The sequence below is a fragment of the Nocardiopsis baichengensis YIM 90130 genome (genome assembly GCF_000341205.1).
GTDB classification, from domain to species: Bacteria; Actinomycetota; Actinomycetes; order Streptosporangiales; family Streptosporangiaceae; genus Nocardiopsis_A; species Nocardiopsis_A halophila.
Map to the genome: position 1 here is coordinate 52,595 of NZ_ANAS01000001.1, position 24,258 is coordinate 76,852.

Here is a 24,258-nt window from a genome sequence, read left to right on the forward strand (position 1 = left end):
GGTAGTGGGGGTGGGAGCCCGCCCGCCGTCCGGGACCCTTGGGAACGGCGAGGCCGCCCGGGGCGCACACCCCGGGCGGCCTCTCGTCTCGACGCGTGGGGCCGGTCCCGGCCCTGACGGGTCAGAAGGTGTTGGCGAACTCGGCGGCCACGGGGCCGGCGACCGAGCCGCCGCCTCCGCCGCCCTCGACCACCGCGGCGAAGGCGATGTCGCCCTTGTAGCCGACCACCCACGCGTGGGTCTCCAGCTCATCGTCCTCACCGGAGGCGGTGCCGAACTCGGCCGAGCCCGTCTTGGCGTACACCTCGCCCTCGAACCCGGAGCTCTCGGCGGTGCCCTCGGTGACGACCGCGCGCATCATCGGCCGGATCTGCTCGGCGTGCGCGATCGGCCTGGGGTCGGGCTTGTCCTCCAGCGCCGGGTCGGTCACCAGCGCCGGGGAGCGCCAGGACCCGTCGGCGATTGCCGCGGGCACGGTGGCCATGTGCAGCGGGGTGCTGATCACCTGGCCCTGGCCGATGCTCTGCGCGGCGAGCAGGCCGTTGCCGTCGGGCTGGGGGAAGGACGGCTTGCGGGCGGGGATGCCCACGTTGAGCTCGGCGTTCATGCCGAACTCCTCGGCCGTGGCCGCCAGCTGCTCGCCGCTGAGCCGCTGCACCACCGCCTGGACCAGGGCGGTGTTGCAGGAGGTGGCGAAGGCCTCGCTCATCGTCTGGGCGCCGTAGGCGGCGTCCCCGGCGTTCTTGAAGCCCAGCGCCTCCTTCGGGCAGTCCATCGGGTCCGAAGTCGTCATGCCGTTCTCCAGCAGCGACTCGTAGGTGATGATCTTCAGCGAGGAGCCGGGCGCGTACTGCCCGTCCAGGGCGCGGTTGAACCCGGCGGCGTTGTTGGCGACCGCCAGCACCTCGCCGGTGGTGGTGCGCACCGCCACCAGCGAGGTCGGCTTGCCCTCGGTGGTGACCGCCGCGGCCGCGGCGTCCTGCAGGGCCGGGTCGATGGCGGTGGTGACGTCCTTGCCGGGCTCGCCCTCCAGGGTGGCCACCACCGGGGCGTCGGGGTCCTCGGCCGCCGCCTCCTCCTCGCCGACCGGGGCGACGCGGATGGAGGTGGACATCTCGCCCGCCAGGCGCTCCTCGTACTGCTGCTGGATGCCGCCCTGGCCGACCGGGTCGCCCTCCTGGTAGCCGGCGCCCAGCCGCTCCACGTCCTCGGCGGTGGCCGCCCCGACCGACCCGGTGAGCATCTTGATCGAGCCGGAGGCGTCCTCGGTGTCCAGGCGCGAGCCGTCGGAGGCCAGGATGCGGCCGCGTTCGCCCAGCACGTTGGCGCGGATGAGCGTCGTCCCGTCGGACAGCTCGGGGTGCACCACGTCGGGGGTGAAGTCGACCTTCCACTCCCCGTCCTGGCGCACCAGCGGCAGCTCGCCCTCGTAGGTCCAGTCGCCGGCGCTGCTCAGCGACAGGGTGGCGGTGAACGGGGCGGTGGCCGAGCCGTCGCCCTCGCTGATCTCGCCCACCTCGATGGAGGCCTTCTCGACCCCGAGGTTCTCGTCGAGGCCGGTGAGCAGCTTCTCGGCGTCGCCGCCGGTGGTCTGTGCCGCCATGGCCGCGTAGTCACGCTCGCCCCAGGCGGCGGCGTAGGCGTCGGCGGTGCCCTCGGGACCCGCCGGCCTGCCCCGGACGAACCAGGCGGTGACGCCGCCGATGAGGACGACGGCGAGGACGGCGGCCCCGATGCCGATGAACAGGCCTTTGCGGGAGCGCTTCTTCGGCTCGGGGTCCTCGTCGAACGGGCCGTAGGGGCCGCCGGGGCCGCCGGGGCCGCCGGGATCGGACGGTCCCGACGGGGTGGGCCCGGAGGAGGCGTCCGAGGGCACTCCGGGGGGAACGGCGAAGGTCTGCGTGCCGGGCCCGGTGTCCCCGCCCGCCGGCGTCCCGCCGTAGGGGGCGCTCTGTGCGCCGTACGTGTCGTCGGGGATCTCGTCGGACTCGGGGAACGGGGAGCGCTCGGCGTTCGGGAATGCGGGGTTGGACGACTCGTCCAGGTAGGAGCGTCCGTCCGGCGCGGCGCCGAACCCGCCGGGCGGTGTGGAGGCGCCCTGGTCGCGGTCCCCGTACAGGCCCTCCCCGTACGCGCCGTGGGCGTCGTGCGGCTGCCCGCCCTCGGGGACGGGGGGCGGCGTGTATCCCTGGGCGATGGTCTCCGAGGGCTCTGAGACCCCGTCTGCGGGTCGGGGAGCGCTCTGCCACCCGAAGGTATCGCCCGCAGGGCCCGCCGGGCCCGCCGGGCCCGAGGAGGGCATCGTGGAGTCGGGGGAGGCGTCGGGGGCCGGGGCGCCGTACTCCTGAGGAGGGAAGGCGGAGGTGGCCCAAGGAGCGCGGTCGCCGACCTCGGCGGCGCCCGGCTCGGGGTCGGTCGGGGGTGCGAAGCGCGAGAGGGAGGTGTCGGCCTCCTGGACGGGCTGCGGGGAGGGCTCGAACGGGGCACCGGTGAGGTCCCCGCCGCCGGTCCAGGGGGAGTCCTGGCGGCCGGGGCCGTCGGCGAACGGCGGCCGGGCCTCCTCGGAGAAGCCGCCACCGAGGACGTCCCTCCCTCGGGACGGGTCGTAGGCCTGAGGGCTCTCAGTGGCGCCAGGCGCGTCCGTCGGAGGCTCGGGGTGGTCGCCCCCGCTCGGGGCCCCGGGTGGCGGGGAGAAGGAGGCCTGAGGGTCGGAAGGGGGCGAGGACGCGGACGGAGACGGCGTCACCGGGTCGTTCGCGTCGCTGGGGGCGTCCCAGTCACTACGGGAGGGGGCGCTCTCGCCGCCATGGGTCTGCGGAAGAGGACCGGTCTCCACAGGGGACGGGGCGTCGCTCCCACCAGGGTCGCCGTCGGGGCCCTCGGAGGAGGCGGCCCCGGCGGCACCGGCACCTGCACCGGGGACGCCGGACGGGCGCGGCGGCGCCTTCCAGTCGATGCCGCCGTCGCTGCCCCGGCCGGGGGCACCCGGCCCCGACGGGTAGGGGCGCTCGGCGCCGGAGGGGACGCCGGGCGGCCCCTGCTCGTTCCGCTCGGAGGGTGCCGTCGGCAGAACATAGGGGTTGCGGGGCTGGGCGGACTCCGCCTCCTCCCGAGTACCGGCGGGCGGCGGGGGAGGCGCCGCTCCTCCGTCGCTCTCCTGGTCGCGCCGGGGGAACGCGTCGTCGTCCTCTCCCGGTGTCCACCTGTCGTCCACGCCTGATTCGTCCTTCCCGGGGTGCACCGCCCCCGCGTGCGCAGGGGCACGGCTCGGCGTCGCCGCCGAAGGGGGGAGCGGGCGGTCCCTCCGGGCGCGGGCACGGGCCCTCGGGGCCCGTGCCCGCGATCCGGTCCGGCCGATCGCCTCGCCGTGTACGTCTGAGCCAGGAACGACGATAGCGGCCGGTGAGGGGCCCAGTGTCCCGGATCAGTCCTCGCCGCGGGCGATCCGGGTCATCGCGTCGCGCTCGCGCACCTTGACGCGCTTGCGGCCCTCGGCCTCACCCAGGGACTCCTCGTGCGCCTCCAGCCGCCGCCACCCCTCGAAGGTGGTGTAGGGCACTCCGCGCTCCTCCAGCAGCCGCAGGAACGACTCCGGCTCGGGCGCCTCGGGCTCGGGGAAGGCCGCGCGGTCCTCCACCAGGTTGGTGACGGTCTCCAGCGCGTCGCCCTTGGTGTGGCCGATCAGGCCGACCGGGCCGCGCTTGATCCAGCCGGTGGCGTAGACGCCGGGGACGTGCCGCTCGTCCATGTCGAGCACCCGGCCGCCCTCGTTGGGCACGACGCCGCGCTCCTCGTCGAAGGGCAGGTCGGCCAGGGGCGAGCCGAGGTAGCCCACCGCGCGGTAGACGGCCTGGACCTCGTGGTCGATGAACTCGCCGGTGCCGCGCACCCCGCCGTCGCCGGTCAGCTCCATGCGCTCGGTGCGCAGGCCGGTGACGCGGTCCTCGCCGAGCACCTCGGCGGGGCGGTGCAGGAAGTGCAGGTGCAGGCGGCGCGGCTCGCCGCGCGGGTCCCGGATGGCCCAGTTCTGCAGGACCTTGACGTTGGTCTTGACCTGGTTGGACTCCTCGGCGGCGGCCACCGAGGCCTCGCACATCTCGAAGTCCTCGGGGTAGACGATCACCTCGACCCCGGGCTGCTTGTCCAGCTCGCGCAGCTCCATCGGGGTGAACTTGGCCTGGGCGATGCCGCGCCGGGCGAACACGTGCACGTCGGTGACGCCCTTGGCCCGCAGGCCCTCGTGCACGTTGCCGGTGATGTCGGTGGGCAGCAGGTCGTCGGCGTCCTTGGCCAGGATGCGCGCGACGTCGACCGCGACGTTCCCGGCGCCGATGACGGCGACGCTGGTGCCCTCGACCCGCCACTGCGGGGAGACGTCGGGGTGGCTGTCGTACCAGAAGACGAAGTCGGCGGCGCCGTGGCTGCCGGGCAGGTCCGCACCGGGGACGTCCAGGGGGCGGTCGCGGTCGGAGCCGGTGGCGAAGATGACGGCGTCGTAGTGCCGGTGCAGGTCCTCCAGCTTCAGGTCGATCCCGTAGCCGACGTTGCCGAGGAAGCGGATCTGCGGCTTGTCGAGGATCTTGTGCAGCGCGGACTGGATCTGCTTGATGCGGGGGTGGTCGGGGGCGACGCCGTAGCGGACCAGCCCGTAGGGGGAGGGGAGCCTGTCCAGGACGTCGATGCTGACCTCGACGCCCTCCGCGGCCAGGGTCTCGTCCTTGGTGAGCAGGTCGGCCGCGTAGATCCCCGCGGGGCCCGCCCCCACGATTCCCACGCGCAGTGGTCGCGTCATCTCTCAGTTCTCCATTCGTCGCGCCGGGTCGTCGCGCGGTCCCGCCGGGCGCGCGGGCCGCCGTCCACGCCCCCTGGGCGCGGTAAATCAGGCGAGGCTAACCTAATTTATAGGAGGATCCGGTTCCCTATAAACCCTATCTCCAAGATAGGCATTGCCCTCTCCGGTCCGCCGACCGGGGCACGGCCTTCGCGGCCGGCGGCGTCGGCGCACGTCACCGAGGTGCAAAGGGCGCCCAATGAGAAAGAACGCGCCGACGGGGCGGGACTCAGCCCGAAACGACTGTGGGGTACCTCACCGCGGCCGCGGGCGAGGGGCGCTGCTCCGGCGCGGCCGCGACCGGCCACAGCCGGATCAGGAACGCCTCCCGGCCGCCGAGCATACGCGCCGCCGCCTGGAACCCCTCGCAGCGCGGGTCCGGATGACGCCGCAGCAGCCGCACGCAGTCCTCGGCGACCTCGCGCCGGTGGCGGGCCCGCACCTCGGCCGCGTACCGGCGGGCGCCGCCGGCCAGGCGGATCCGCACGGGGCTGCGGTTCATCCCGCCCCGCACCGCGACCTGGCCGCGCAGCACCAGCGAGCCCAGGGCGCGCTCCTCCCAGGCGTCGGCCTCCTCCGCCTCCTGCAGGGGCGGGCCGTCCCACTCCTCCACGGTCACGCCGACCGGCACGCGCCCCTGAAGGGTGCGCAGCTCCATGTGGTCGACGCCGCAGGCGAGCAGCTCCCCGCCCGGCGGGGCGGGGACGCCGGGGCCGTCCGGCCGGGCGCCCCGGCCGTAGATCCGGAACACGCCGTCCTCGGGCAGGACGGGGAAGAGCGAACGGCTCAACCGGGCCACCTTCGTTCCACCTCCGCGCTCACGCGTGCAACCGACGCGCCGACCGCACGGCGCGGCCGGGTCCGCTGCGACCGGAAGAGCGAGGGGACCGGTCATCTGGGGGCCAACTCTAGACCGGGGGGCGCCGGCGCGGGGGCCGAACGGGCGAATCCCCGTCCGGGCCGGGGTCAGCCCCGGCCGGTGCCGTCCCGGTCCGCGCGCTCCTCCTCCATCTCGGCCTTGACCGTGGCCGCGAAGCGCGGGACCTGCTCCTGGCCGGACAGGCGCTGGATCGCCGCCATGATCGCGTCGGTGGCCGCGCGCCGCGAGCGCGCCCGGCCCGCCTCGCCCTGCCAGGGGGACAGGTCCACCGCCGGCCCGAAGCGCATGCCGACGCGGCGCAGCACCGGAACCGTGCGGCCGTGCGGCAGGATGCGGTCGGTGCCGTACAGGGCGACCGGGACCACCGGGGCGCCCGAGGACAGCGCGAGCCACGCCAGGCCGGTCTGCCCCCGGTAGAGGCGGCCGTCGGGGGAGCGGGTGCCCTCGGGGAAGATGCCGAACACGTTGCCCTCGCGCAGCACCTGAAGGCTGTTGTCCATCGCCTCCTGTGCGCTCTGGCCGGGCTTGCGGTCCACCGAGAGCTGCCCCAGGCCGCGCAGCGCGCGGGTGAGGGCCCGCTGGGCGGCGTTGCCGTCGGCGAACAGCTCCTCCTTGGCGATGAAGACCACCGGGCGGGGCACGGCGACCCCGATGAACAGCGGGTCGATGTTGGACAGGTGGTTGGAGGCCAGGATCACCGGGCCCCGTGCGGGAACGTGGTCGACCCCGTCGGCCTCGATCGGCCACAGCGTCCGTGTGGCGGGGGCGATGACCGCCTTGGCGGCCCCGTACAGCGACACTCGGGAGTCCCTCTCTTCGTCGGTGCGGGTGGGGGGAGGGGCGGCGTCCGAGCCGGTCGGCGCCGATAGGGAACCTTAACGGCGCCGACCGGCGGAGTGCGCACCGGGCGCGCCCGCCGCCTCCGGCGGCGGCACCGCAGGAGGGCGCGGCGATCCCCGGGCGCGGCGCGGCGGCGGGCGCTAGTGTTGGTCTAGACCTGTGACCCGCCGAGGGAGATGAGGGCGTACATGGGACGGTTCGTCGACGTCAGCCACCAGATCACGCACGGGATGACCACCTATCCCGGGCTCCCGGGTCCCCAGATCGAGGACCACGTCACCTTCGATGCCTCGCAGAGCGCCTACGCCTCCGGCACCGAGTTCAGCATCACCCGCATCTCGATGGTCGCCAACACCGGCACCTACATCGACATGCCCGCCCACCGCTACCGGGACGGCGCCGACCTGGCCGACCTGGACCTGGAGAAGGTCGCCGACGTCCCCGGCACGGTGGTCGACGCCCCCGGCCGCGAGGTGGGCCCCGAGGCCTTCGCCGACGTTCCGGTGCGCGGGCGGGCGGTGCTCATCCGCACCGGCTGGGACCGGCACTGGCGCACCGACAAGTACGGCTCGCCCGAGCACCCCTTCCTGACCGAGGAGGGCGCCCGGCTGCTCGCGGAAGGGGGCGCCCGCCTGGTGGGAATCGACTCGGTCAACATGGACGACACCTCCGAGGACGCCCGCGGGGCGCGCCCGGCCCACTCGGTCCTGCTCGCGGCGGGCGTGCCCGTGCTGGAGCACCTGTGCCTGCTCAACCGGCTGCCCTCGCAGGGCTTCCGCTTCTTCGCGGTCCCGGCCAAGGTGCGCGGCATGGGCACCTTCCCCGTGCGGGCCTTCGCCGTCCTGGACGGCTGAGGCCCCGGCGCGCGGGGAGGAGGCGCTACAGGTCGGCGTCGGCCTCCTCGCGCGCGCGGCGCCGCTCGCGCTGGGCGCGCCGCTCCTGCTCCAGCTCGGCCGAGCGCTCGTCCTCGGCGACGGCGGTGCGCATCGAGGACGAGAGCATGCGCAGCTCCATGTTGATGCGCGGATAGTCCACCAACCGGGGCAGCGCGCCCAGGCGCGGGGTGCGCCGCTCGCGCATCGCGGCCATCAGCTCGCTGAACGCCAGGTCCAGCCGCTGGAGGGTGATCTGCGAGGCGGTCGGCGCGTTCTCCAGGGCGAGCGTGGCCAGGGCCAGGTAGCCCGCGCGCTGCGTGGCCACCACCACCGGCCACAGGGGCTGGGTGGTGGTGGCGCGGGGCACGTCCCCGATGGCGCTGTCGTAGACGCCGCGCAGGCCGATCAGGGCGGCCCGCAGGTCCCGCCTGAGCTCGTAGCGCCGCTCGGGGGTGATGCGCACGTCGGGGTCGAGCACGGCCAGGACCGAGGCGCGCGTGTGGTCCAGCACATCGACGATCATCTGCGGCAGGCGCGACGCCGAGGCCTTGCGCCACAGCAGCACCGACCCCAGCATTCCGGCCACCGCCCCCAGGACGGTGTCGACCACGCGCGCCTGGGCCAGCTCGTCCACCGGGTAGGGGGCGGCCGTGTGCGCCAGCAGCAGGGCCATGGGGGTGAGCAGGATGCTGGCGTAGAAGAAGTTGCGCTGCACCACCAGCTGGGTCAGCCCCTGGAACAGGGCGGCCAGGGCGATGACCGCCGGCAGGGGCGGGTCGACGAGCAGGATGCCCAGCGCGATGAACACGCCGAGCAGGGTGCCCAGCGCGCGCTGCATCCCCCGGTTGACCGTCAGCACCACGTTGCCCGCCTGCAGGACGGCGGTGGCGGTGATGGAGACCCAGTAGAAGCGGTCGAAGCCCAGGAGCAGGGCCGCCATGCCCGCCAGCGTCACGGTGATCCCCATGCGCAGTGCGGTCGGCAGGACCAGGGAGTCCCTGTCCAGGCTGGAGCGCATCAGGCTGAGCAGCGGAGGGTGGCGCTGGTCGTACAGCTCCAGGCCGCGGCTGTCGTCCTCGTGGGTGGGCTTGCGGGCGGCCTGCGCCGCGCGCGCGAGGCGCGAGTACAGGCGCGACTCCAGAGAGCGCGGGCGCAGCCCCTTGCGCACCTCGTCCAGGTCGGTGGGGGCGGGGCAGCGGTCCGGCTTGCCGACGGCGTCGGCGAGCCGGTCGGCGAAGCGCGCGGCCTCCTCGGGGAGGGGGTCGGTGCGCGCCAGGCACACGTCGGTGGCGGCCAGGTGGATGTCGGAGACCCAGCGCAGCAGGGCGCGCAGCCGGGCCGCCTGCGCGGTGTCCCGGTAGCCGCGGGTCTGGCCCAGCAGGACGATGCGCCAGGCCTCGGCGACGGCGAGCGAGGCCTCGTGCTGGACGTGGTCGAGCTCGGGGGTGCCCACGGCCCGCAGCAGGGCGGCCAGCTGCCGGAAGGCGCCGGCCACGGCGCGGTTCTCCGGGTGGCGGCTGCGCACGGGGGCGCCGGCCATGGACACCGTCCATCCCACGGCCGCGCCGAGCGCGGCGACCCCGGCGTGCAGCGGGACCTCGGCGAGCCCGCCGGGGGCGATCGAGGTGATGGCGCACACCAGCACGAAGAAGAGCGGGCCGGGCTTGTCCACCCGCAGCGCCTGGCAGAGCCAGGTGGCGACGCCGGCGACGGCCCCGATGGCCAGGGCGGAGGTGTACAGGTTGAGCGAGGCGAGCGAGCCGACGGCGACGGCGGCGACGAAGCCGAGCCCCACCATGCCCAGCGCCACGGCCCGGTAGGCGTAGGGGGTGTTCTTCTCGTACAGGACGGTCATCGACCCCAGGGCGGCGAGCGCGCCGACCTGGGGGCCCAGCAGCAGGGCCGCGAGGGCGAAGGAGGCGGACATGGCGATCGCGGCCTTGGCCGCGGTGGTCCAGGCCCAGCCGCCGGAGGCGAACCCGAACAGGGCGGTGAGGTCGATCCGCGGCCGAGGCCGCGCGGACACCTGGGCGCGCATGCGCGCCGGGGGACTCCAGTCGGGGCCGTCGGCCTCCGATGCAGGTCGGGCCGTCTCGCTCCCCGTGGTCCCCTGGTCCGTCACGCCCTCAATGGTAAAAGCGATTCAGGGGCGGTTCGTGTGCGAACGCCCTGGAGCGGTGTTCACAGCCGGATTCCTCGTGGGGAGTCCGGCGCCCCGCCGGCGCGGCCCGGGGCGCCCTTGGCGCGCCCCGACCAGGGCGACGGCGCAGGTGAAGCGGCCCTTTCGTTGAGCGGCTCCCGTCCCATTGGCCAGGGGGGCAGGCCACAGTCGGAGGTGACCGGGACCGCACTCGCGAACGGCGCGCGCCTGTCGGAACCCGTGTGTCGTCCCCTGGCGCTGAGGAGGCCTCCTCCTCAAGATGGGGATATGCAGGCCGAGTTGTTGTACGTCCCCGGATGCCCCAATCGGGGCCCGGCTCGCCGACGGCTGGGGGCGGCCCTGAAGCGCACCGGGTACGCAGGCGCGGCGATCGCGGAGATCGAGGTGGAGACAGAACAGCAGGCGGCGGACCTGTGCTTCCCCGGCTCCCCGACGATCCGTGTCGAGGGACGGGACCTCTTCCCGGTCCCCGGCCCTCCCTACGGCCTGAGTTGTCGGGTCTACACGACTCCAGAAGGGGTCGACGGGGCTCCGAGCCTCGATCGGCTCGTCCGGGCCCTCAAAAGCCGGACGGGGTGGACAACAGGTCCGTAGTTCCGGGGGGTCTACCTCCCCTGCCCCGGTGTCAGGCCTCCTCGGCGGCGGGGCTCCGAGACGGGTCGCGCAGGCGGCGCAGTTCGGAAAGGGCCTCGTCGAGCTGGGCCTCGGCGCGTTCGGCGCGGTGAACGGCCTGGGCACGAGCGTCCTCCATGGCGGCCAAGCGCTCCGCCGCGGCCTGCTTGGCCTCGGACAACGCCTCGCTCGCGCCCCTGCGCTGCTCCTGGAGCTCGGTCCGCGCGCGCTCGCGCTCCTCGTCGAGGCGGGTCCTGAGGTCCTCGACCGCCGCGGCCGCGCGCTCCCGTTCGTCCGCGACCTCCTGCTCCAGGGACGCCGAACGCCGCCGCGCGTCAGAGGCCTCGGCCTCCGCCTGCTCCTTCGCCCGGACCGCGGAGGCCGCGTCCTCCTCGGCGCGCCGCAGGGCCTCCTGGGCGCGGTCGCGCTCCTCGGCGGCACCGGCCGCCTCCTGCCGGGCCTGCTCCACCTGCTCCGCCGCGCGCTCTTCGGTCTCCGACACGCGCGCCTCGGCCTCCGCGCGGGCCTCCTGCACCCGGCGCTCGGCCTCGGCCAGGGCGCTCTCGCGCTCGTGCACGGCCGCGTCGCGTTCGCGCGCGGCGGCCTCGCGCTCCTCCTCGGCCCGCCGCTTCTCCTCCAGGGCCTCCTCGCGCCGGTGCAGGGCGGTGTCGGCCATCCGCTCGGCCGCCCCGGCGGCGGCGACCGCCGAGGACGCCGCCTCGTCGGCGCGCTCCCGCTCGCGTTCGGCCTCGCGCCTGCGGTTCTCGGCCTCCAGCCGGGCGGCGTCGGCCTCGGCCACGCGCCGGGCGGACTCCAGGCGGGCGGCCTCCACCTGGGCCTCCGCGCTCGCCGGGTCGGTCATCGTGCGGAAGGCGTCGGTGGCCGAGGCCAGCGTCGAGGACAGCTGCTCGGCCTGGACCGCGAACCGGCGGAGCAGGTCGTCGGCGCGCAGCCGCGCGTCGCTCACCGGCGTGGCCGGCGCCGACGCGGCCGGGGAGGGCGGCCGTGCGGGCGCACCGTCGTCCGCCGTCCGGTCCGCGGCGGGGGCGGCGTCCGCCCCCTCGGCGGCCTCCAGGGCGCGCTCCTGCTCCTGCTGCATCCGCTGGCGCTCCTTCCATGCGCGCCAGCGGGTGTGCTCGGGCAGGTCGCAGTACTGCGGCGGGCGCCCCGGGGAGGTGCTGCGCGGGACCGGACGGTCGCATCCGGGGAAGTTGCAGGTGTTCGCGTCGTCGGCCACCCGACGACCCTAACGGCTCAGCCCCGGGACGCGGCGAACGCGCGCAGGTAGTCCGGGAGCGGGCTCCCGGGCGCGGTCCCGGGGTCGGGCTCGGGGGCCCCGACGACCTCGCGCACCGGCACCACGCCCGCCCAGTGCGGCAGGTCCGCGTCCTCCGGCTCCTCGGACACGCCGCCCGTGCGCACCTTGGCCGACACCTCGTCCAGTTCCAGGCGCAGCACCGCCGTCTGCGCCAGCTCCTTGGCGTCGGCGGGGCGGCAGTCGGCCGAGCGGCCCGGCACCACGGCGTCGACGACCGCGTCCAGCGCCGCGCGCAGCTCGGCCTCCTCGCGCACGCGGCGGGCGGTGCCCCGGACGACCACCGACCGGTAGTTGATCGAGTGGTGCATGCCCGAGCGCGCGAGCACCAGGCCGTCGGTCAGCGTCACGGTCGCGCACACCTCCAGGCCGCCCTGGTCGGCGGCGCGCATGGCGCGGGCGCCCGTGGAGCCGTGCAGGTAGAGCACCCCGCCGACGCGGGCGTAGAGGGTCGGCAGCACCACCGGCGCCCCGTCCGCCACGAACCCCAGGTGGCACAGGCGCCCCTCGTCGAGGATCGCGTGCACGGTCGCGGCGTCGTAGCGCGCACGGTCGCGGTTGCGGGTGGGCCGGGTGCGGGCGGTGGGGGCGTAGGCGGTGGTGTCGTCCATCGGGGCATCTTTGTCCTAGCGAGGAAGCAATTATGTACTAGTGCTTAGTTGTAGCACACGTCCCCAGAGGAGTGAAGGCGCACGAAAGGGGCGCCACCCGCCCGGCCGGCGGATGGCGCCCCCGCGTAACGTTGCGGGCCGTGAGCTCAGTCCAGCGCCCCGGTGCCGCCGATGCGGCAGACCATCGTGGTCACGAAGGGGCGGAAGCCCTCGCGCTCGAAGAAGCGGATGTCCTCGGAGCTGCCGGCGAGCGCGGACAGTTCGATGTCGCGCACGCCCTGGGCGGCGACCTGGAGGCGGATCTCGTCGAGCAGGGCCGACCCCACGCCGGTGCCCTCGGCCTCGGGGTGGATCGCCAGGGTCTGCACCACCGCGACGCTCTCGCCGCGGTCCCAGCTGCCCTGGGGGTTCTCCCGGACGGTCACCATCGCGTACCCGACCGGCACGCCGGCGCGCTCGGCGAGCACCGCCAGCGACGAGGGCTCGGCGAGCCAGAGCCGGTACTGGGCACGGCGGCGGCGCCACGCCTCCTCCGCCCCGAGCGACGCGATCACGTCGTGCAGGTCGGGTGCGACGGAGGTGTGCCGCTCGTGCACCGCGCTCCACAGTTCCGCGAGCTCATCGACGCCGTCGGCGCCCAGGTAGCGGAACCGCATGTGGCCCTCGGTCGGCATCGTCGTGTTGGCAGCCAGCGAAGTTTGCATCTTCTTCCCACCCGTTCCACCCGCATCGGTGCGCCCTCTCCCCGCTACAGGCCGCATCCTTAGCGGGGTTGAGGTGTGTCCCTGACACTACGTGCATGCCCCGTGGGGCAAGTGGCCGACACGAAGAAAAGGACGGTCTGACGTGTCGAAGGCAGAAGAATTGAAGGATTTTACGATTTTGGGCCCCGGGGGCGTCGGCGGCCTCCTCGCCGGGCTGCTCGCCCGCGGCGGCGAGCGCACCCGCGTCCTGGCCACCGAGGGGACCGCGGCCCGGATCGCCGCCTCCGGCCTGCGGATCGCCTCGCCGGTCTACGGCGACTTCACCGCCGCGCCGGACGCGGCGCCGCGGCTCACCGGGCCCACCGACGTCCTCTTCGTGACCACCAAGGGCACCGGCCTCGGCCATGCGCTGGCGCGCGTCCCCGCCGAGCACGTGCGCGGCGCGCTCATCGTCCCGCTGCTCAACGGCTTCGAACACCTCGACCTGCTCCGCGAGCGCTTCCCCGCCTCCCGCGTGCTGCCGGCGGCGATCCACGTCGGCGCCTCCCGGGACGAGCCCGGCGTCATCCGGCACACCAGCCCCTACAACCGCCTGGAGGTCGCGGGGGAGGGGGCGCAGGCCCTCGCCGGCGCGCTGGAGCGGGCCGGTGTCGAGGCCCGGGTGGTCGAGGGCGGCGACCGCGTCCTGTGGGACAAGTACGCCTTCCTCCTGCCGACCGCCCTGGTCTGTGCGCACGCGCTGATGCCGATCGGCCGCGCGCGCGAGGAGAGGCGCGCCGACATGGAGGCGGTGCTGGAGGAGGTGGTGCGCGTGGCCGCCGCCCGCGGTGTCGCGGTCGATGCGGACACGGTCCGGCTCACCATCGCCGAGCGCCCCGCGCACACCCGCCCCTCGCTCCTGTTCGACCGGGAGACCGGGCGCCCGATGGAGACCGACGCCCTGGGCGGTGCACTCGTCCGCGCCGCACGGGCCGCAGGGCTGGAGGCGCCCGTCACCGAGCGCCTGGTCTCCGACCTCCAGGCATGGGAGGCGGAGAGCGCTGAGCGCCCCCGGGAGGGGTGATGCGGAGGCCGGTGGCGCCCGTCCGGCGCCGGTTTTAGAAGATAGGGGTAATTCGGGCAGAACGAGGGCCGGGTCGGCGGTGACGGTCCGGTGCTCAGGAACCGGTCTCAACACAGGGAGCCACCATGGCGAATCAGGATCGGACGGCCGCCGAGGACCGGGAGCGCCCCCGGGCCACCCCTGAGGGGCCGGGCCGCATCGAGGTCCTCGCCCCCGGCGGCGTGGGAGGACTGCTCGCCGGGCTCCTCCACCGGGACGGGCACGACGTGACGGTGGTGGCCACCGAGCCGACGGCCCGCCGCATCGACGAGCGCGGACTGCGCGTGGACTCCTCGGCCTTCGGGGACTTCACCGTCCGCGTCCCTGCGGCCCCGCGCCTGGAATCCGCCGCCGACGTCCTCGTCATCGGCTGCAAGGCCACCGCACTCGACGACGCCCTGGAGCGGATCCCCGCCGAGCATGTGCGCGGCGCGCTCATCGTCCCGCTGCTCAACGGCTTCGAGCACATGTCCGTCCTGAGGGAGCGCTTCCCCGAGTCCACCGTGGTCGGCTCGGCCATCAGAGTCGAGTCGACCCGGGTCGCCCCCGGGCACATCGTGCAGTCGAGCCCCTTCGCCGCCTTCGCGATGGCCACCGAGCCCGCCCCCGGCCCGCGTGCCGAGGCGCTCCTCGGGGCGCTCCAGGCCACCGGACTGTCCATGAGCGCAGGGGGGACCGAGGACGACGTGCTCTGGAGGAAGATGCACTTCCTCTTGCCCACCGCCCTGGTGTGCACGCACGCCGAGTCGCCCATGGGCGGCGCCCGGACGGGGGAGCGGCGCTCGGACCTGCTGGCCGTGGCGGGCGAGGTGGAGAAGGTGGCCGCCCGCCGCGGGGTCTCCCTGGACACGGACCACATCGTGCGCACGGCCGACGCGATCCCCGCCGAGACCAAGCCGTCCATGCTGCGCGACCGCGAGGCCGGGCGGCCGATGGAGGTCGACGCCCTCGGAGGCGCCCTCCTGCGCGCCGCGGAGGCGGCGGGGGTGGAGGTCCCGGTGACGGCGCGCATCGTCGCCGACCTCGAACGCGTCGACGCGGCCAACCGGGCCGCCGCGCGGAGCGCAGGAGGCGCGGGCGAGCGGTGAGTCTCTCATCACCGGACGGCGCCGCGGCCGCCGAATGTGCCGGAACGCGTTCCGGTCTCACCTAGATTAAAGATCATGATCGACGTCCGGCGATTGCAGCTGCTGCAGGCGCTGTCCAAGCACCGCACCGTGGCGGGCACCGCGGAGGCCCTCAACGTCACCCCGTCCGCCGTCTCACAGCAGCTGGCGGCGCTGTCCAAGGAGGCGGGCGCCGCACTGGTGGAGCGGCGCGGGCGCAGGTTCCTGCTCACCGGCGCCGGCCGGGTACTGCTGGAGCACGCCGACGTGATCTTCGCCGAGATGGAGAGCGCCGAGGCCGACCTGGCCGCCTACGCCGAGGGCGGGACCGGGGTGGCCCGCGCGGGCTCCTTCTCCACCGGCGTCTCGGACCTGCTGGCCCCGGCCGTGGCGGCGCTGGGCCGCACCCACCCCGGCTGGCGCTTCGAGATCGTCCAGGCCGAGCCGGAGGAGAGCACCGAGCTGCTCAGCACCGGCGCCCTGGACCTGGCGGTGACCATGTCCTCGGTGCACCTGCCGCACAGCGGCTCCTCGGAGTTCCGGATGGACCCGATCATGGTGGAGCCCTTCGACGCGGTGCTGCCCTACCACCACCCGCTGGCCACCCGCCCCGACCTGGAGCTGGCCGCGGACCTGGCCGACGCCGACTGGATCATGTCGGCCCCGGGCACCGCCTGGTACGACTGCGTGACGGCGGCCTGCAACCAGTCCGGCTTCCAGCCGCGCATCGTGCACACCGTCGACGAGTTCAGCGCCGTGATGGCGCTGGTCCAGGCGGGCCTGGGGGTGGCGCTGATGCCCCGGATGGGGTGGACCGGCCTGGCCTCGCCCAACGTCGTGGTGCGCACCGTGCGCAACACCGCCCGCCGGCACATCATCGCCCTGACCCGCGCCGGCGCCTCGCCCGAGCCGCTGCTCGGCGCGATCCGCGAGGCCGCGAGCAAGGTCCCGGTCCCCGCCGTGGGGCCGATGATGACCGTCGACGCCGGCTCCCCGGGCGGCTGAGCGGCCCAGGAGGCCCAGGAGGCTCAGGAGGGGCCGCCGCTCCCGCCGACGGGGGCGGCGAGTTCGGCGGGCAGCGGCCCCACGTCGTCGAGGACGTCGCCGGCCGCCTCGTGCAGGAGCCGCGCGACCAGGCGGATCGGCGCCCAGGCCCACGCCCCGGTCCGTCCCACCAGGTAGACCCTGCGGTTGCCGCCCAGGTCGCCCAGCGGCGAGTGCACCACCCCGCGCCGGGTGGCCGCCGCCAGCTCGGGCATCACCCCCACGGCCTGCCCCGCGGCCACGAAGCGCTCCACGACCTCCAGGTTGTCCACCCGGTGCCGGATGCGCGGGGCGAACCCGGCCGCCGCGCACAACCGCCCCACCAGCTCGTCCTCGTCGCTGCCGCGCGAGTTGGCGATCCAGTGCGCCTCGGAGAGCCGCCGCAGCCGCCTCCGGGTCAGCGGGCGGCTGTCGGCCCCGGGGGCGGAGGAGGGCTGGGAGAGCAGCAGCGGCTCGGTGCCGATCAGCCGCAGCGTCAGCGACTCGGGGAAGCGGCGCGGGACCAGGCTGTACTCGTAGACCAGGGCCAGGTCGGCGCCGCCGTCCTGGAGCAGCGCCAGCGCCTCGTCCGGCTCGTGCTCGATGATCCGCACGTCCACGCCCGGGTGCCCGGTCTCCAGGCGGCGCAGCGCCGGCAGCACGATGGGCGTGGTGACGCTGATGAAGGTCGCCAGGTCCACCCGCCCGGCCGGCTCGCCGCGCCCGGCCAGCTCGGCCTCGGCCGCCTCCACCCGGGCCAGGATGTCCACCGCGTGCTCGGCCAGCCGGTGCCCGGCCGGGGTGAGCCGGACCCGCCGCCCGTCCGGGGCCAGCAGCGCCACCCCGACCTCCTTCTCCAACACCGCGAAGTGCTTGGAGACCGCGGAGGTGCCCATCCCGGCGACCTCGGCGACGGCCGCCATCGTGCCCAGCCGCTGCAGCTCCACGAGCAGCCGGAGCCGTGTCACATCCATGTCTGAAAACTACATGGTCCGTTCGCTTTTGGTCCGTGGACAGAAACAAAGCGCGTGGATCCAATGGTCGGGTGATCATCTCCTTCCTCACCCGAGTGCGCGCCGCGGGCGCGCGGACGCCCGCACCGCTGCTGGTGCTGTTCGGCATGTTCGCCCTGCACACCGGCAGTGCGCTGGCGGTCCACCTGTTCGACCGGATCGGCGCGATGGGCGTGACCTGGCTGCGGCTGACCTTCGCCGCGGTGCTGCTGGCGCTGCTGGCGGGGCCCTCGCTGTGGACCGCGGTGCGCCGCGCGACCCGCCGCGAGCTGGGGTCGGTGGTGATCCTGGGCACAGTGAGCGCGGGGATGATGGCCTTCTACTCCGAAGCCACGGCCCGCATCCCGCTGGGCACCGCCACCGCTCTGGAGTTCCTCGGCCCCCTGGTGGTGGCCGTGGTGGCGATGCGCCGCCGCGCCGAGCTGGTGTGGATCGCCTGCGCGGTGGCCGGCGTGGCCCTGCTGACCCGCCCCTTCTCGGGCGGGGCCGACCTGGTCGGCATCGGGTTCGGCCTGGTCGGCGCGGTGACCGTCGCGCTGTACATCGTGCTGACCCAGAAGGTCGGCACCAGCTTCCGCCCCGTGCACGCCCTGGCCCTGTCCATGGCGGTGGGCGCGGTCGTCACCGCCCCCGCCGGGGCGCCGGCGGCGCTCGCGGACCCCGCGCCTGAGGTGCTGGCGGCGGTACTGGGGATCGCCCTGCTGTTCCCCGTGGTGCCGTTCCTGCTGGAGATGGTGGCGCTGCAGCGGATGAGCCGCACGGCCTTCAGCGTCTTCGCCAGCCTGGAGCCGGCCGTCAGCCTCATCATGGGCCTGCTGCTCATCCACCAGGTGCCGGGCTGGGGCCAGGCGGCCGGGATGATGCTGGTCGTGGCCGCGGGGGTGGGCGCCGCGCGGGGCGACCGCACCCCGCCGCCCGGGCCGGCCGTGCCGTCTGCGCCGTCTGTGCCATCTACGCCGTCCGAGTCCGGCCGGGAGGCGCCGAGCTCCGGGGCGGGGCGCTCGCCCGAGCGCGTCTGACCCGGGCGCGTCCGGGCGCCCCCGGCCTCAGCGGTCGCGCCGGCTCCCGCCGTACTTCTTGTGCACGGCCTGCTTGCTGATCCCGAGGACCGTCGCGATCTCCGACCATGTCGCGCCCTGCGCGCGCGCACGGCGCACGTGCAGTGACAGCAGGCGCTCCGCCTCGTCGCGCAGCTTGACGCCGGCCATGAGCGCGACCATGGGCGACTCGTCGTGCACCGACTCGGCCAGTTCCGCGATCGTGTCCTGATCCATGGCACCCAAGTTACGCCTCCCGGACGCCTACCGGGTCACGGCCGGAAGCGCCGTGCACAGGGGGCTGCGGGGAGCCGCCGGGGAATCGGACGGTCCCGGGATCCACTACTGTCGGATCCGACCATGAGCAACGAATCAGACCTGGAACTGCTGCGCCGGTACGAGCCCGTGCTCCGCTACACCAGAGGCGAGCTGTTCTTCCCCACAGATGTGCGTCCCTACGTCGAGGCCTGCAGCCTCTGGGTGGAGGAGGGCGGCAAGGAGCGCGAAGTCGTGCCCGCCGGAGAGCTCGACCTGGACCGGCTCGCCGGCGCGGACCGCGAGTTCCCCGGGCGCTACGCCCACCTCAGGTTCGTGCAGGAGTCCTCGCTGCGGGCCGAGGCCCGCCGCTTCCGCCGCACCATGCGGCCGGTCATCCCCAAGCACGGCCGCCTGGCCGCCGTGGGCGTGCTGGGCCGCCTGCTCGACGTCCTGGTCAAGTTCTCCCTGCTGATCCGCGGCGCCGTGCCCGGCGGCGTGGCCGCCGCGGCCGCCACCCGCTACCGGGACCGGGTCGACGACGGCGGCGCCGTGTACTACGGCCGGGTGGTCCGCGAGGGCGGCTACATCGCGCTGCAGTACTGGTTCTTCTACGCCATGAACGACTGGCGCTCGATCTACGGCGGCGTCAACGACCACGAGGCCGACTGGGAGAAGATCACCGTCTACGTGGTCGAGGAGCCCGACGGCTCCACCCGGCCGCTGTGGGTGGGCGCCTCCTCCCACGAGTACCGGGGCGACGACCTGCGCCGCTCCTGGGACGACCCGTCGCTGCACCGGATCAACGACCACCCGGTCGTCTACCCGGGCGCCGGCTCGCACTCCCACCAGATGCTGCCCGGCGACTACCTCATCCAGGTCGACCCCTCGGTGCTGCGGGGGGTGGTGCGCTTCTGGCGGCGCATCACCGAGCGGCTCTTCCCCGGCAGCAGCGCCATGCGGCACGGCATCGGGGTCCCCTTCGTCGACTACGCGCGCGGGGACGGCGTCGTGGTCGGCCCGGGCGGCGACCGCGAGTGGCGCCCGGTGCTCGTCGACGACCGGACCCCCTGGGTGCGCGGCTTCCGCGGACTGTGGGGCCGGGACACCCGCGACTTCTTCGACGGAGAGCGCGCGCCCAGCGGCCCCCGGTACGAGCGCGACGGCAACGTGCGCCGCTCCTGGGCCGACCCCCTGGAGTGGGTGGGCCTGCAGAAGGTGCCCGCCTCCGAGGAGGCCGCCCGGGCCGGCCTCCGAGAGCACATCGCCGACCTGGACGAGCGGATCGCCCGGGCCGACGAGGATATCGTCGAGCGCCGCGACCGCCTGCGCCGCCTGTCCTCCGCCCGCGTGGTCCTCAAACGCGACGCGCACTCGCGCGAGCGTGCCTCCGAGTACACCGAGCAGATCGCCGAAGGCGAGCGCGAACTGGCCGAGGTCCACCACCGGCGCGCGCTGATGGTCGACGAACGCGAGGCCCACCAGGAGGCCCTGGCCTCCGACGCGCCCATCGCCCTGGGGCCCACGGACCACCTGCACGCCCCGCACCTGCCCTTCGCCTCCGGCGAGCAGCGCGCATCGCGCTTCCTGCACATCTGGGCCACGCTCAGCACCCCGCTGCTCATCATCGCCCTGGGCGCGAGCCTGTTCTTCTTCAGGGGGACCGACGTGGTGCCGGCGATGCTCGGCATCGTGCTGGCCTTCGCGACCATCGACGCCTTCGCCCGGCGCAAGCTGTGGTCGTTCCTGACCGGCGTGGCGATCCTGGTCCTGGTGGCCGCGGTGATCGCGGGCATCATCGTGGCGTTCATGCTCAACTGGCGCATCGCGGTGGTGGTGCCGACGGGGATCGTGGTCGCGATCCTGCTCTTCGTGAACATCCGCGACCTGGTGCGCAAGTGACCTGAGGAGCCGGAGACGAGGGCGGCCCGGGTTCCCGGGGCCGCCCTCGTCGTCCTTTCCGGCGCCCCTCTCCCCGGGGGACCTTCGCCCCGGGGATCCGTGCCGGACGGTGCCGATCCGGGCCCCCGCGGCGCGGTCGAGAGGGCGGTGCGGCGGGTATCACTCCGGCCCGGAACCCCGCCGCCACGGGTGCCGTGTGCCCGCATCCGCCCGCACCGTCCCTCCACAGCGCTCCCGGGCACCCGTCCCTGCGACCCGTTGCGACCCGTGTGCCGTTTCCCGCCCCCAGCCCCCGGGCCCGTCGAAACGAGGCGCCGTATGAACCGAACCGACCCCACCCCTGAGCGCCCGCCCGCGCGAGGCGCACCCGCCCTCTCCGGAGCACGGCCGCCCCACCGCACCGCGGCCCCCACTTTCGGCCAGGAGGAGGAGTTCTTCGTCGTCGACCCCCGCTCCCGCCGGGTGGCCCCGCGCTCGGGCGAGGTCCTGGCCGCCGTCCGCGACCGCCACGGGGACCACCCCGGGTCCGGTGCGCGCATGGACGCCGAGATGACCCAGTTCCAGGTCGAGGCGTCCGGACCGGTGTGCCGAACCGCTGAAGACATGGTTCGCGGCCTCGAACGGGCCCGCGCCGAACTCGCCGACGCCGCCGCCGGGCGCGGCCTGGCCTTGGCGGCCACCGGGACGGCCGTCCTCGGCGACGTCGCAGCGGCCCCGCTGACGCCGGGGCGGCGCTACCGCGCCATCGCCGAGCGCTTCGGCGCGCTGCGCGACTGCCACGCGGTGTGCGGGTGCCACGTCCACGTGGGCGCCCCGGGGGCCGAAGCGGCGTTCCGGGCCGTCAACCGGATCCGCCCCTGGCTGCCGGCCCTGCTCGCCCTGACTGCCAACTCGCCGTTCCTGCGCGGGCGCGATACCGGTCATGCCAGCTGGCGACGCGTGAGCTGGGGGTGGCTGCCCTCGGCCGGGCCCCCGCCGCGCCTGGTGTCGGCGGCCCAGTACACGCGGACGGTCGAGGAGCTGACCGCCTCCGGCGCCGCCCTGGACCGGCGCATGGTCTATTGGGACGTGCGTCCGGCGCCGGACCTGCCCACCGTCGAGACCCGGGTCGGCGACGTGGCCGCCACCGCCGAGGAGGCGGTGCTGGCGGCGCTGCTGGTGCGCGCCCTGGTGCAGGTCCCCGTGCGGCGGCCCGAACCCGCCGACCGCCCCCTGCGCCTGGCCCTGTGGCGGGCGGCCAAGGACGGCTTGGAGGGCGAGGGCTTCGACCCCGTGAGCGGGGACACCGTGCCCGCGCGCGCTCTGGTGGAGCGGATGTTCGCCCATGCCGAGCCGGCCCTGGCCGCCGCCGGGGAGGCGGCGGTGACGGCGGCGCTCATCGAACGGGTGCTCGCGGCCGGCTCGGGCGCGGGGCGCCAGCGCGCGGCCTACGCCAGGCGCGGGCGCCTGACCGACGTCGTCGACCTGCTGTTCCGTCAGACGCGCCACGGGCTCGCCGCCGCCGAGGAGTGAGGTCCCGGGGTAGGGCCCGGACGGGGCCGGCGCTCAGGACAGGCCCGACGCGCGGATGGTGATGTTCAGGCGACCCTCCAGCCCCAGGTCGGGCGGGGCCGTGTGGGGCATGGTGCGCGGGACGCCGTGGTAGGCCATGCGCGACGGCCCGCCGAAGACGAACAGGTCGCCACTGCGCAGCACCACGTCCGTGTAGGGGCGGGTGCGGGTCTCGGTGTTGCCGAACCGGAAGACGCACGCGTCGCCCAGGCTCAGCGACACCACCGGGGCGTCCGCCTGCTCCTCGCGGTCCTGGTGCATGCCCATCCTGGCGTCGGCGTCGTAGAAGTTCACCAGGGCAACGTCGTACTCCGGCGCCTCCTCGGGCGGGGGAGCGCCGTAGGCGGCGGCGACGCCGTCGTGCGCCAGCTCCCCCAGGATGCGGGGGAACGCACGGACCGCCCCGCCGCCCGGCAGGCTCCTGCTGTAGGCGTACGGCCGCCAGAACCATCCCAGCGAGGTCATGCGGACGCTCATCTCGCCGCCCCGGGGCGTGCGGTGGCGCAGCATCCCGCCCGGGCCGCGCGACCAGCGCCGGCACAACTCGACCAGCTGGCCCTGGGCGTCCGGCTGCAGCCAGCCGGGGACGTGGACCGCGCCCGGGGCGACCTCCACCGGGCCGGGCTCGAACAGCGCCTCGCTCATCGGGGACGTCCTTCCGGGTCGCGGTGGCAGCGCACTTCGCGGACGCCCTGCCCGGGGGAGACGTTCAGGCGCTCCAGCGCGCGCTCCGCCCCGTCCGGGACGAACCCGAAGGCGCTGTAGAAGGCGATGGCCCGCTCGTTCCCTTTCAGTACCCACAGCAGGGCGGGTGCCCCGTCCAGAGCGGGCAGCGCCGCCCGCATGAGCGCGCTGCCGACGCCGCTCCGCCAGGCGTCCGGGGCGTCGCCGTCCCGCGCGGGTCCGTAGGAGAGCCAGCCGGCGACCCTCCCGTCCACGGTGGCCACCAGATCGGTGCTGCCGGGGTCGTCGAGCTGGGCGGTGCGCCGTTCGGGCCGCGGTTCCAGGCCGTCCAGGACCCCGTCCGGAACGAGCCCGCGGTAGGCGGACCGCCAACCGCCGGTCCTGATCCGCTCGATCGGCCCGGCGTCCTCCGGGAGGGCGCGGCGGACCGGGATTCCGGGCGGTGACGGGGACATGGGCCAATGCCACCACTCCGGCCCCGCGGAGGCAAATGTGCCCGCCTGACCTGCCCGGCGTCCGTTTTGCGCAGGATGCGGCGCGGCACGGCGGCCGGGGCCGGCCCGCTGGCTAGGGTGGGGGCCGGAGGTGGTCCCCGTGCCGCAGCGCCGACCGCTGGGCTGGTTCCCCGTCCGCCGCGGCCCCCGGCGGCAGGAGCGCCGGGGCGATGCGCCCGAGTACTCCCTGGACCCGCGGGCCGACCACGAGGAGCAGGCCCCACCGGTCCAGCAGAGCGTCATCGACGCCGCCATCTACGTCGACGGCAGGCGCACCGGGGCGCCCGCCGACCTCTCCGACCTCGCCGAACTGCACCGGCGCACCTACGCGCGGCAGGGCGCCATGGCCTGGGTGGGGCTGTACCGGCCCTCCGCCGCCCAGCTGGTCGCCGCCGCCGAGGAGTTCGGGCTGCACGAGCTCGCCGTCGAGGACGCCATCGTCGCCCACCAGAGGCCCAAGCTGGAGCGCTACGGCCAGACCCTGTTCGTGGTGCTCAAGGCGGCGCGCTACCTCGACGAGGAGGAAGAGGTCCGGTTCGGCGAGGTGCACGTGTTCACCGGCCCGCGCTTCGTGCTGACGGTGCGCCACGCCGAGGCCCCCGACCTGACGGCGGTGCGGCGGCGGCTGGAGGACGACCCCGGCCTGCTCGCCCTGGGGCCCGAGGCGGTGCTCTACGCGATCATGGACAGCGTCGTCGACGGGTACGCGCCGGTGGTGGCCGGGCTGCAGAACGACATCGACGAGATCGAGACCCAGGTGTTCGACGGCGACCCGGCGGCCTCCCGCCGGATCTACGAGCTGTCGCGGGAGGTCATCGAGTTCCAGCGCGCGGCCCGGCCGCTGCTGTCCATGCACAGGAGCCTGGCCGAGGGGTTCGACCGCTACGGCACCGACGAGGAGCTGCGGCGGCACCTGCGCGACGTGGCCGACCACGCCACCACGGTCGCCGAGCGCGTCGACGGCTTCCGCCAGATGCTCCAGGGCATCTTGCAGGTCAACGCCACACTGGTCTCCCAGCGCCAGAACGAGGAGATGCGCCGCCTGACCGAGGCCAGCTACCAGCAGGGGGAGAACACCAAGAAGATCTCCGCGTGGGCGGCGATCCTCTTCGCGCCGAGCCTGATCGCGGCCGTGTACGGAATGAACTTCACCCACATGCCGGAGCTGCACTGGGTCTTCGGGTACCCGATGGCCGTGGTCCTGATGGTCGGCCTGAGCCTCACCCTCTATGCGGTGTTCCGGATGCGCGACTGGATGTGAG

At 74.8% G+C, this 24,258-nt stretch carries 20 protein-coding genes; 8 read left to right on the forward strand and 12 right to left on the reverse strand.

What is annotated here, in order from left to right:
* Window positions 1–121: 121 nt before the first annotated feature.
* The 4 genes from C892_RS0100235 to C892_RS0100250 form a co-directional block, all read right to left on the reverse strand.
* Window positions 122–3,214 carry a penicillin-binding transpeptidase domain-containing protein gene (locus C892_RS0100235; protein ID WP_026124046.1) on the reverse strand — a complete coding sequence of 1,031 codons (3,093 nt, stop codon included), beginning with the start codon at window positions 3,212–3,214 and terminating at the stop codon, window positions 122–124.
* A gap of 210 nt (window positions 3,215–3,424) precedes the next feature.
* Window positions 3,425–4,774: an FAD-dependent oxidoreductase gene (locus C892_RS0100240; protein ID WP_017537284.1), complete on the reverse strand. Its 1,350-nt coding sequence runs from the start codon at window positions 4,772–4,774 to the stop codon at window positions 3,425–3,427.
* Window positions 4,775–5,060: 286 nt separating this feature from the next.
* Window positions 5,061–5,630, reverse strand: coding sequence for a hypothetical protein (locus C892_RS0100245; protein ID WP_017537285.1), 570 nt, complete (start codon window positions 5,628–5,630; stop codon window positions 5,061–5,063).
* Window positions 5,631–5,797: 167 nt separating this feature from the next.
* Window positions 5,798–6,511 (reverse strand): lysophospholipid acyltransferase family protein, encoded by a 714-nt coding sequence (locus tag C892_RS0100250; protein ID WP_017555513.1) that lies wholly within the window; start codon window positions 6,509–6,511, stop codon window positions 5,798–5,800.
* Between the two features lie 228 nt (window positions 6,512–6,739).
* Here C892_RS0100250 and C892_RS0100255 point away from each other — a divergent pair, with 228 nt between their 5' ends.
* Window positions 6,740–7,405 carry a cyclase family protein gene (locus C892_RS0100255; protein ID WP_017537287.1) on the forward strand — a complete coding sequence of 222 codons (666 nt, stop codon included), beginning with the start codon at window positions 6,740–6,742 and terminating at the stop codon, window positions 7,403–7,405.
* A gap of 25 nt (window positions 7,406–7,430) precedes the next feature.
* On the opposite strand, the gene C892_RS0100260 is transcribed toward C892_RS0100255, so the two are convergent.
* The 4 genes from C892_RS0100260 to C892_RS0100280 form a co-directional block, all read right to left on the reverse strand.
* Window positions 7,431–9,464 carry an FUSC family protein gene (locus tag C892_RS0100260; RefSeq protein ID WP_017555514.1) on the reverse strand — a complete coding sequence of 678 codons (2,034 nt, stop codon included), beginning with the start codon at window positions 9,462–9,464 and terminating at the stop codon, window positions 7,431–7,433.
* Window positions 9,465–10,212: 748 nt separating this feature from the next.
* Entirely contained in the window at window positions 10,213–11,436 is a 1,224-nt protein-coding gene (locus tag C892_RS0100270; protein ID WP_017555516.1) for a coiled-coil domain-containing protein, read from the reverse strand.
* 17 nt (window positions 11,437–11,453) lie between these two features.
* Window positions 11,454–12,125: a pyridoxamine 5'-phosphate oxidase family protein gene (locus tag C892_RS0100275; protein WP_017537290.1), complete on the reverse strand. Its 672-nt coding sequence runs from the start codon at window positions 12,123–12,125 to the stop codon at window positions 11,454–11,456.
* 146 nt (window positions 12,126–12,271) lie between these two features.
* Complete coding sequence (locus C892_RS0100280; RefSeq protein ID WP_017555517.1) at window positions 12,272–12,799, reverse strand: GNAT family N-acetyltransferase; 528 nt, start codon at window positions 12,797–12,799, stop codon at window positions 12,272–12,274.
* Between the two features lie 208 nt (window positions 12,800–13,007).
* Between C892_RS0100280 and C892_RS0100285 the strand changes: the two genes are divergently transcribed.
* The 3 genes from C892_RS0100285 to C892_RS28295 all read left to right on the forward strand — a co-directional run bounded on the left by C892_RS0100285 (window position 13,008) and on the right by C892_RS28295 (window position 16,042).
* Window positions 13,008–13,892, forward strand: a complete 885-nt coding sequence (locus C892_RS0100285) for a ketopantoate reductase family protein (RefSeq protein WP_017555518.1) — start codon at window positions 13,008–13,010, stop codon at window positions 13,890–13,892.
* A gap of 125 nt (window positions 13,893–14,017) precedes the next feature.
* On the forward strand, window positions 14,018–15,019 hold the full coding sequence (locus C892_RS0100290; protein ID WP_017555519.1) for a ketopantoate reductase family protein: 1,002 nt from the start codon (window positions 14,018–14,020) through the stop codon (window positions 15,017–15,019).
* A gap of 75 nt (window positions 15,020–15,094) precedes the next feature.
* Entirely contained in the window at window positions 15,095–16,042 is a 948-nt protein-coding gene (locus C892_RS28295; RefSeq protein WP_017555520.1) for a LysR family transcriptional regulator, read from the forward strand.
* 23 nt (window positions 16,043–16,065) lie between these two features.
* Here the strand turns inward: C892_RS28295 and C892_RS0100300 are convergent, their stop codons facing one another.
* Window positions 16,066–17,034 (reverse strand): LysR family transcriptional regulator, encoded by a 969-nt coding sequence (locus C892_RS0100300; protein WP_017537295.1) that lies wholly within the window; start codon window positions 17,032–17,034, stop codon window positions 16,066–16,068.
* Window positions 17,035–17,105: 71 nt separating this feature from the next.
* On the opposite strand from C892_RS0100300, the gene C892_RS0100305 reads away from it, so the two are divergent.
* Complete coding sequence (locus tag C892_RS0100305; RefSeq protein ID WP_017555521.1) at window positions 17,106–18,092, forward strand: EamA family transporter; 987 nt, start codon at window positions 17,106–17,108, stop codon at window positions 18,090–18,092.
* A 27-nt stretch (window positions 18,093–18,119) separates the two neighbouring features.
* Here C892_RS0100305 and C892_RS0100310 read toward each other — a convergent pair whose 3' ends face one another.
* A complete protein-coding gene (locus C892_RS0100310) occupies window positions 18,120–18,347 on the reverse strand; it encodes a hypothetical protein (protein ID WP_017555522.1) in 228 nt (75 codons plus the stop codon).
* Window positions 18,348–18,470: 123 nt separating this feature from the next.
* On the opposite strand from C892_RS0100310, the gene C892_RS0100315 reads away from it, so the two are divergent.
* Together C892_RS0100315 and C892_RS0100320 are read left to right on the forward strand one after the other, a co-directional pair.
* Window positions 18,471–20,267, forward strand: a complete 1,797-nt coding sequence (locus tag C892_RS0100315; RefSeq protein WP_017555523.1) for a Na+/H+ antiporter NhaC family protein — start codon at window positions 18,471–18,473, stop codon at window positions 20,265–20,267.
* A gap of 318 nt (window positions 20,268–20,585) precedes the next feature.
* Window positions 20,586–21,779, forward strand: coding sequence for a carboxylate-amine ligase (locus C892_RS0100320; RefSeq protein WP_017555524.1), 1,194 nt, complete (start codon window positions 20,586–20,588; stop codon window positions 21,777–21,779).
* 33 nt (window positions 21,780–21,812) lie between these two features.
* Here C892_RS0100320 and C892_RS0100325 read toward each other — a convergent pair whose 3' ends face one another.
* Complete coding sequence (locus C892_RS0100325) at window positions 21,813–22,463, reverse strand: alpha-ketoglutarate-dependent dioxygenase AlkB family protein (RefSeq protein ID WP_017555525.1); 651 nt, start codon at window positions 22,461–22,463, stop codon at window positions 21,813–21,815.
* Window positions 22,460–22,957, reverse strand: a complete 498-nt coding sequence (locus C892_RS0100330; protein WP_017555526.1) for a GNAT family N-acetyltransferase — start codon at window positions 22,955–22,957, stop codon at window positions 22,460–22,462. Before C892_RS0100330 ends, C892_RS0100325 begins: the two co-directional genes overlap by 4 nt.
* A 139-nt stretch (window positions 22,958–23,096) precedes the next feature.
* On the opposite strand from C892_RS0100330, the gene C892_RS0100335 reads away from it, so the two are divergent.
* A complete protein-coding gene (locus C892_RS0100335; protein ID WP_017555527.1) occupies window positions 23,097–24,257 on the forward strand; it encodes a magnesium and cobalt transport protein CorA in 1,161 nt (386 codons plus the stop codon).
* Window position 24,258: the final 1 nt, after the last annotated feature.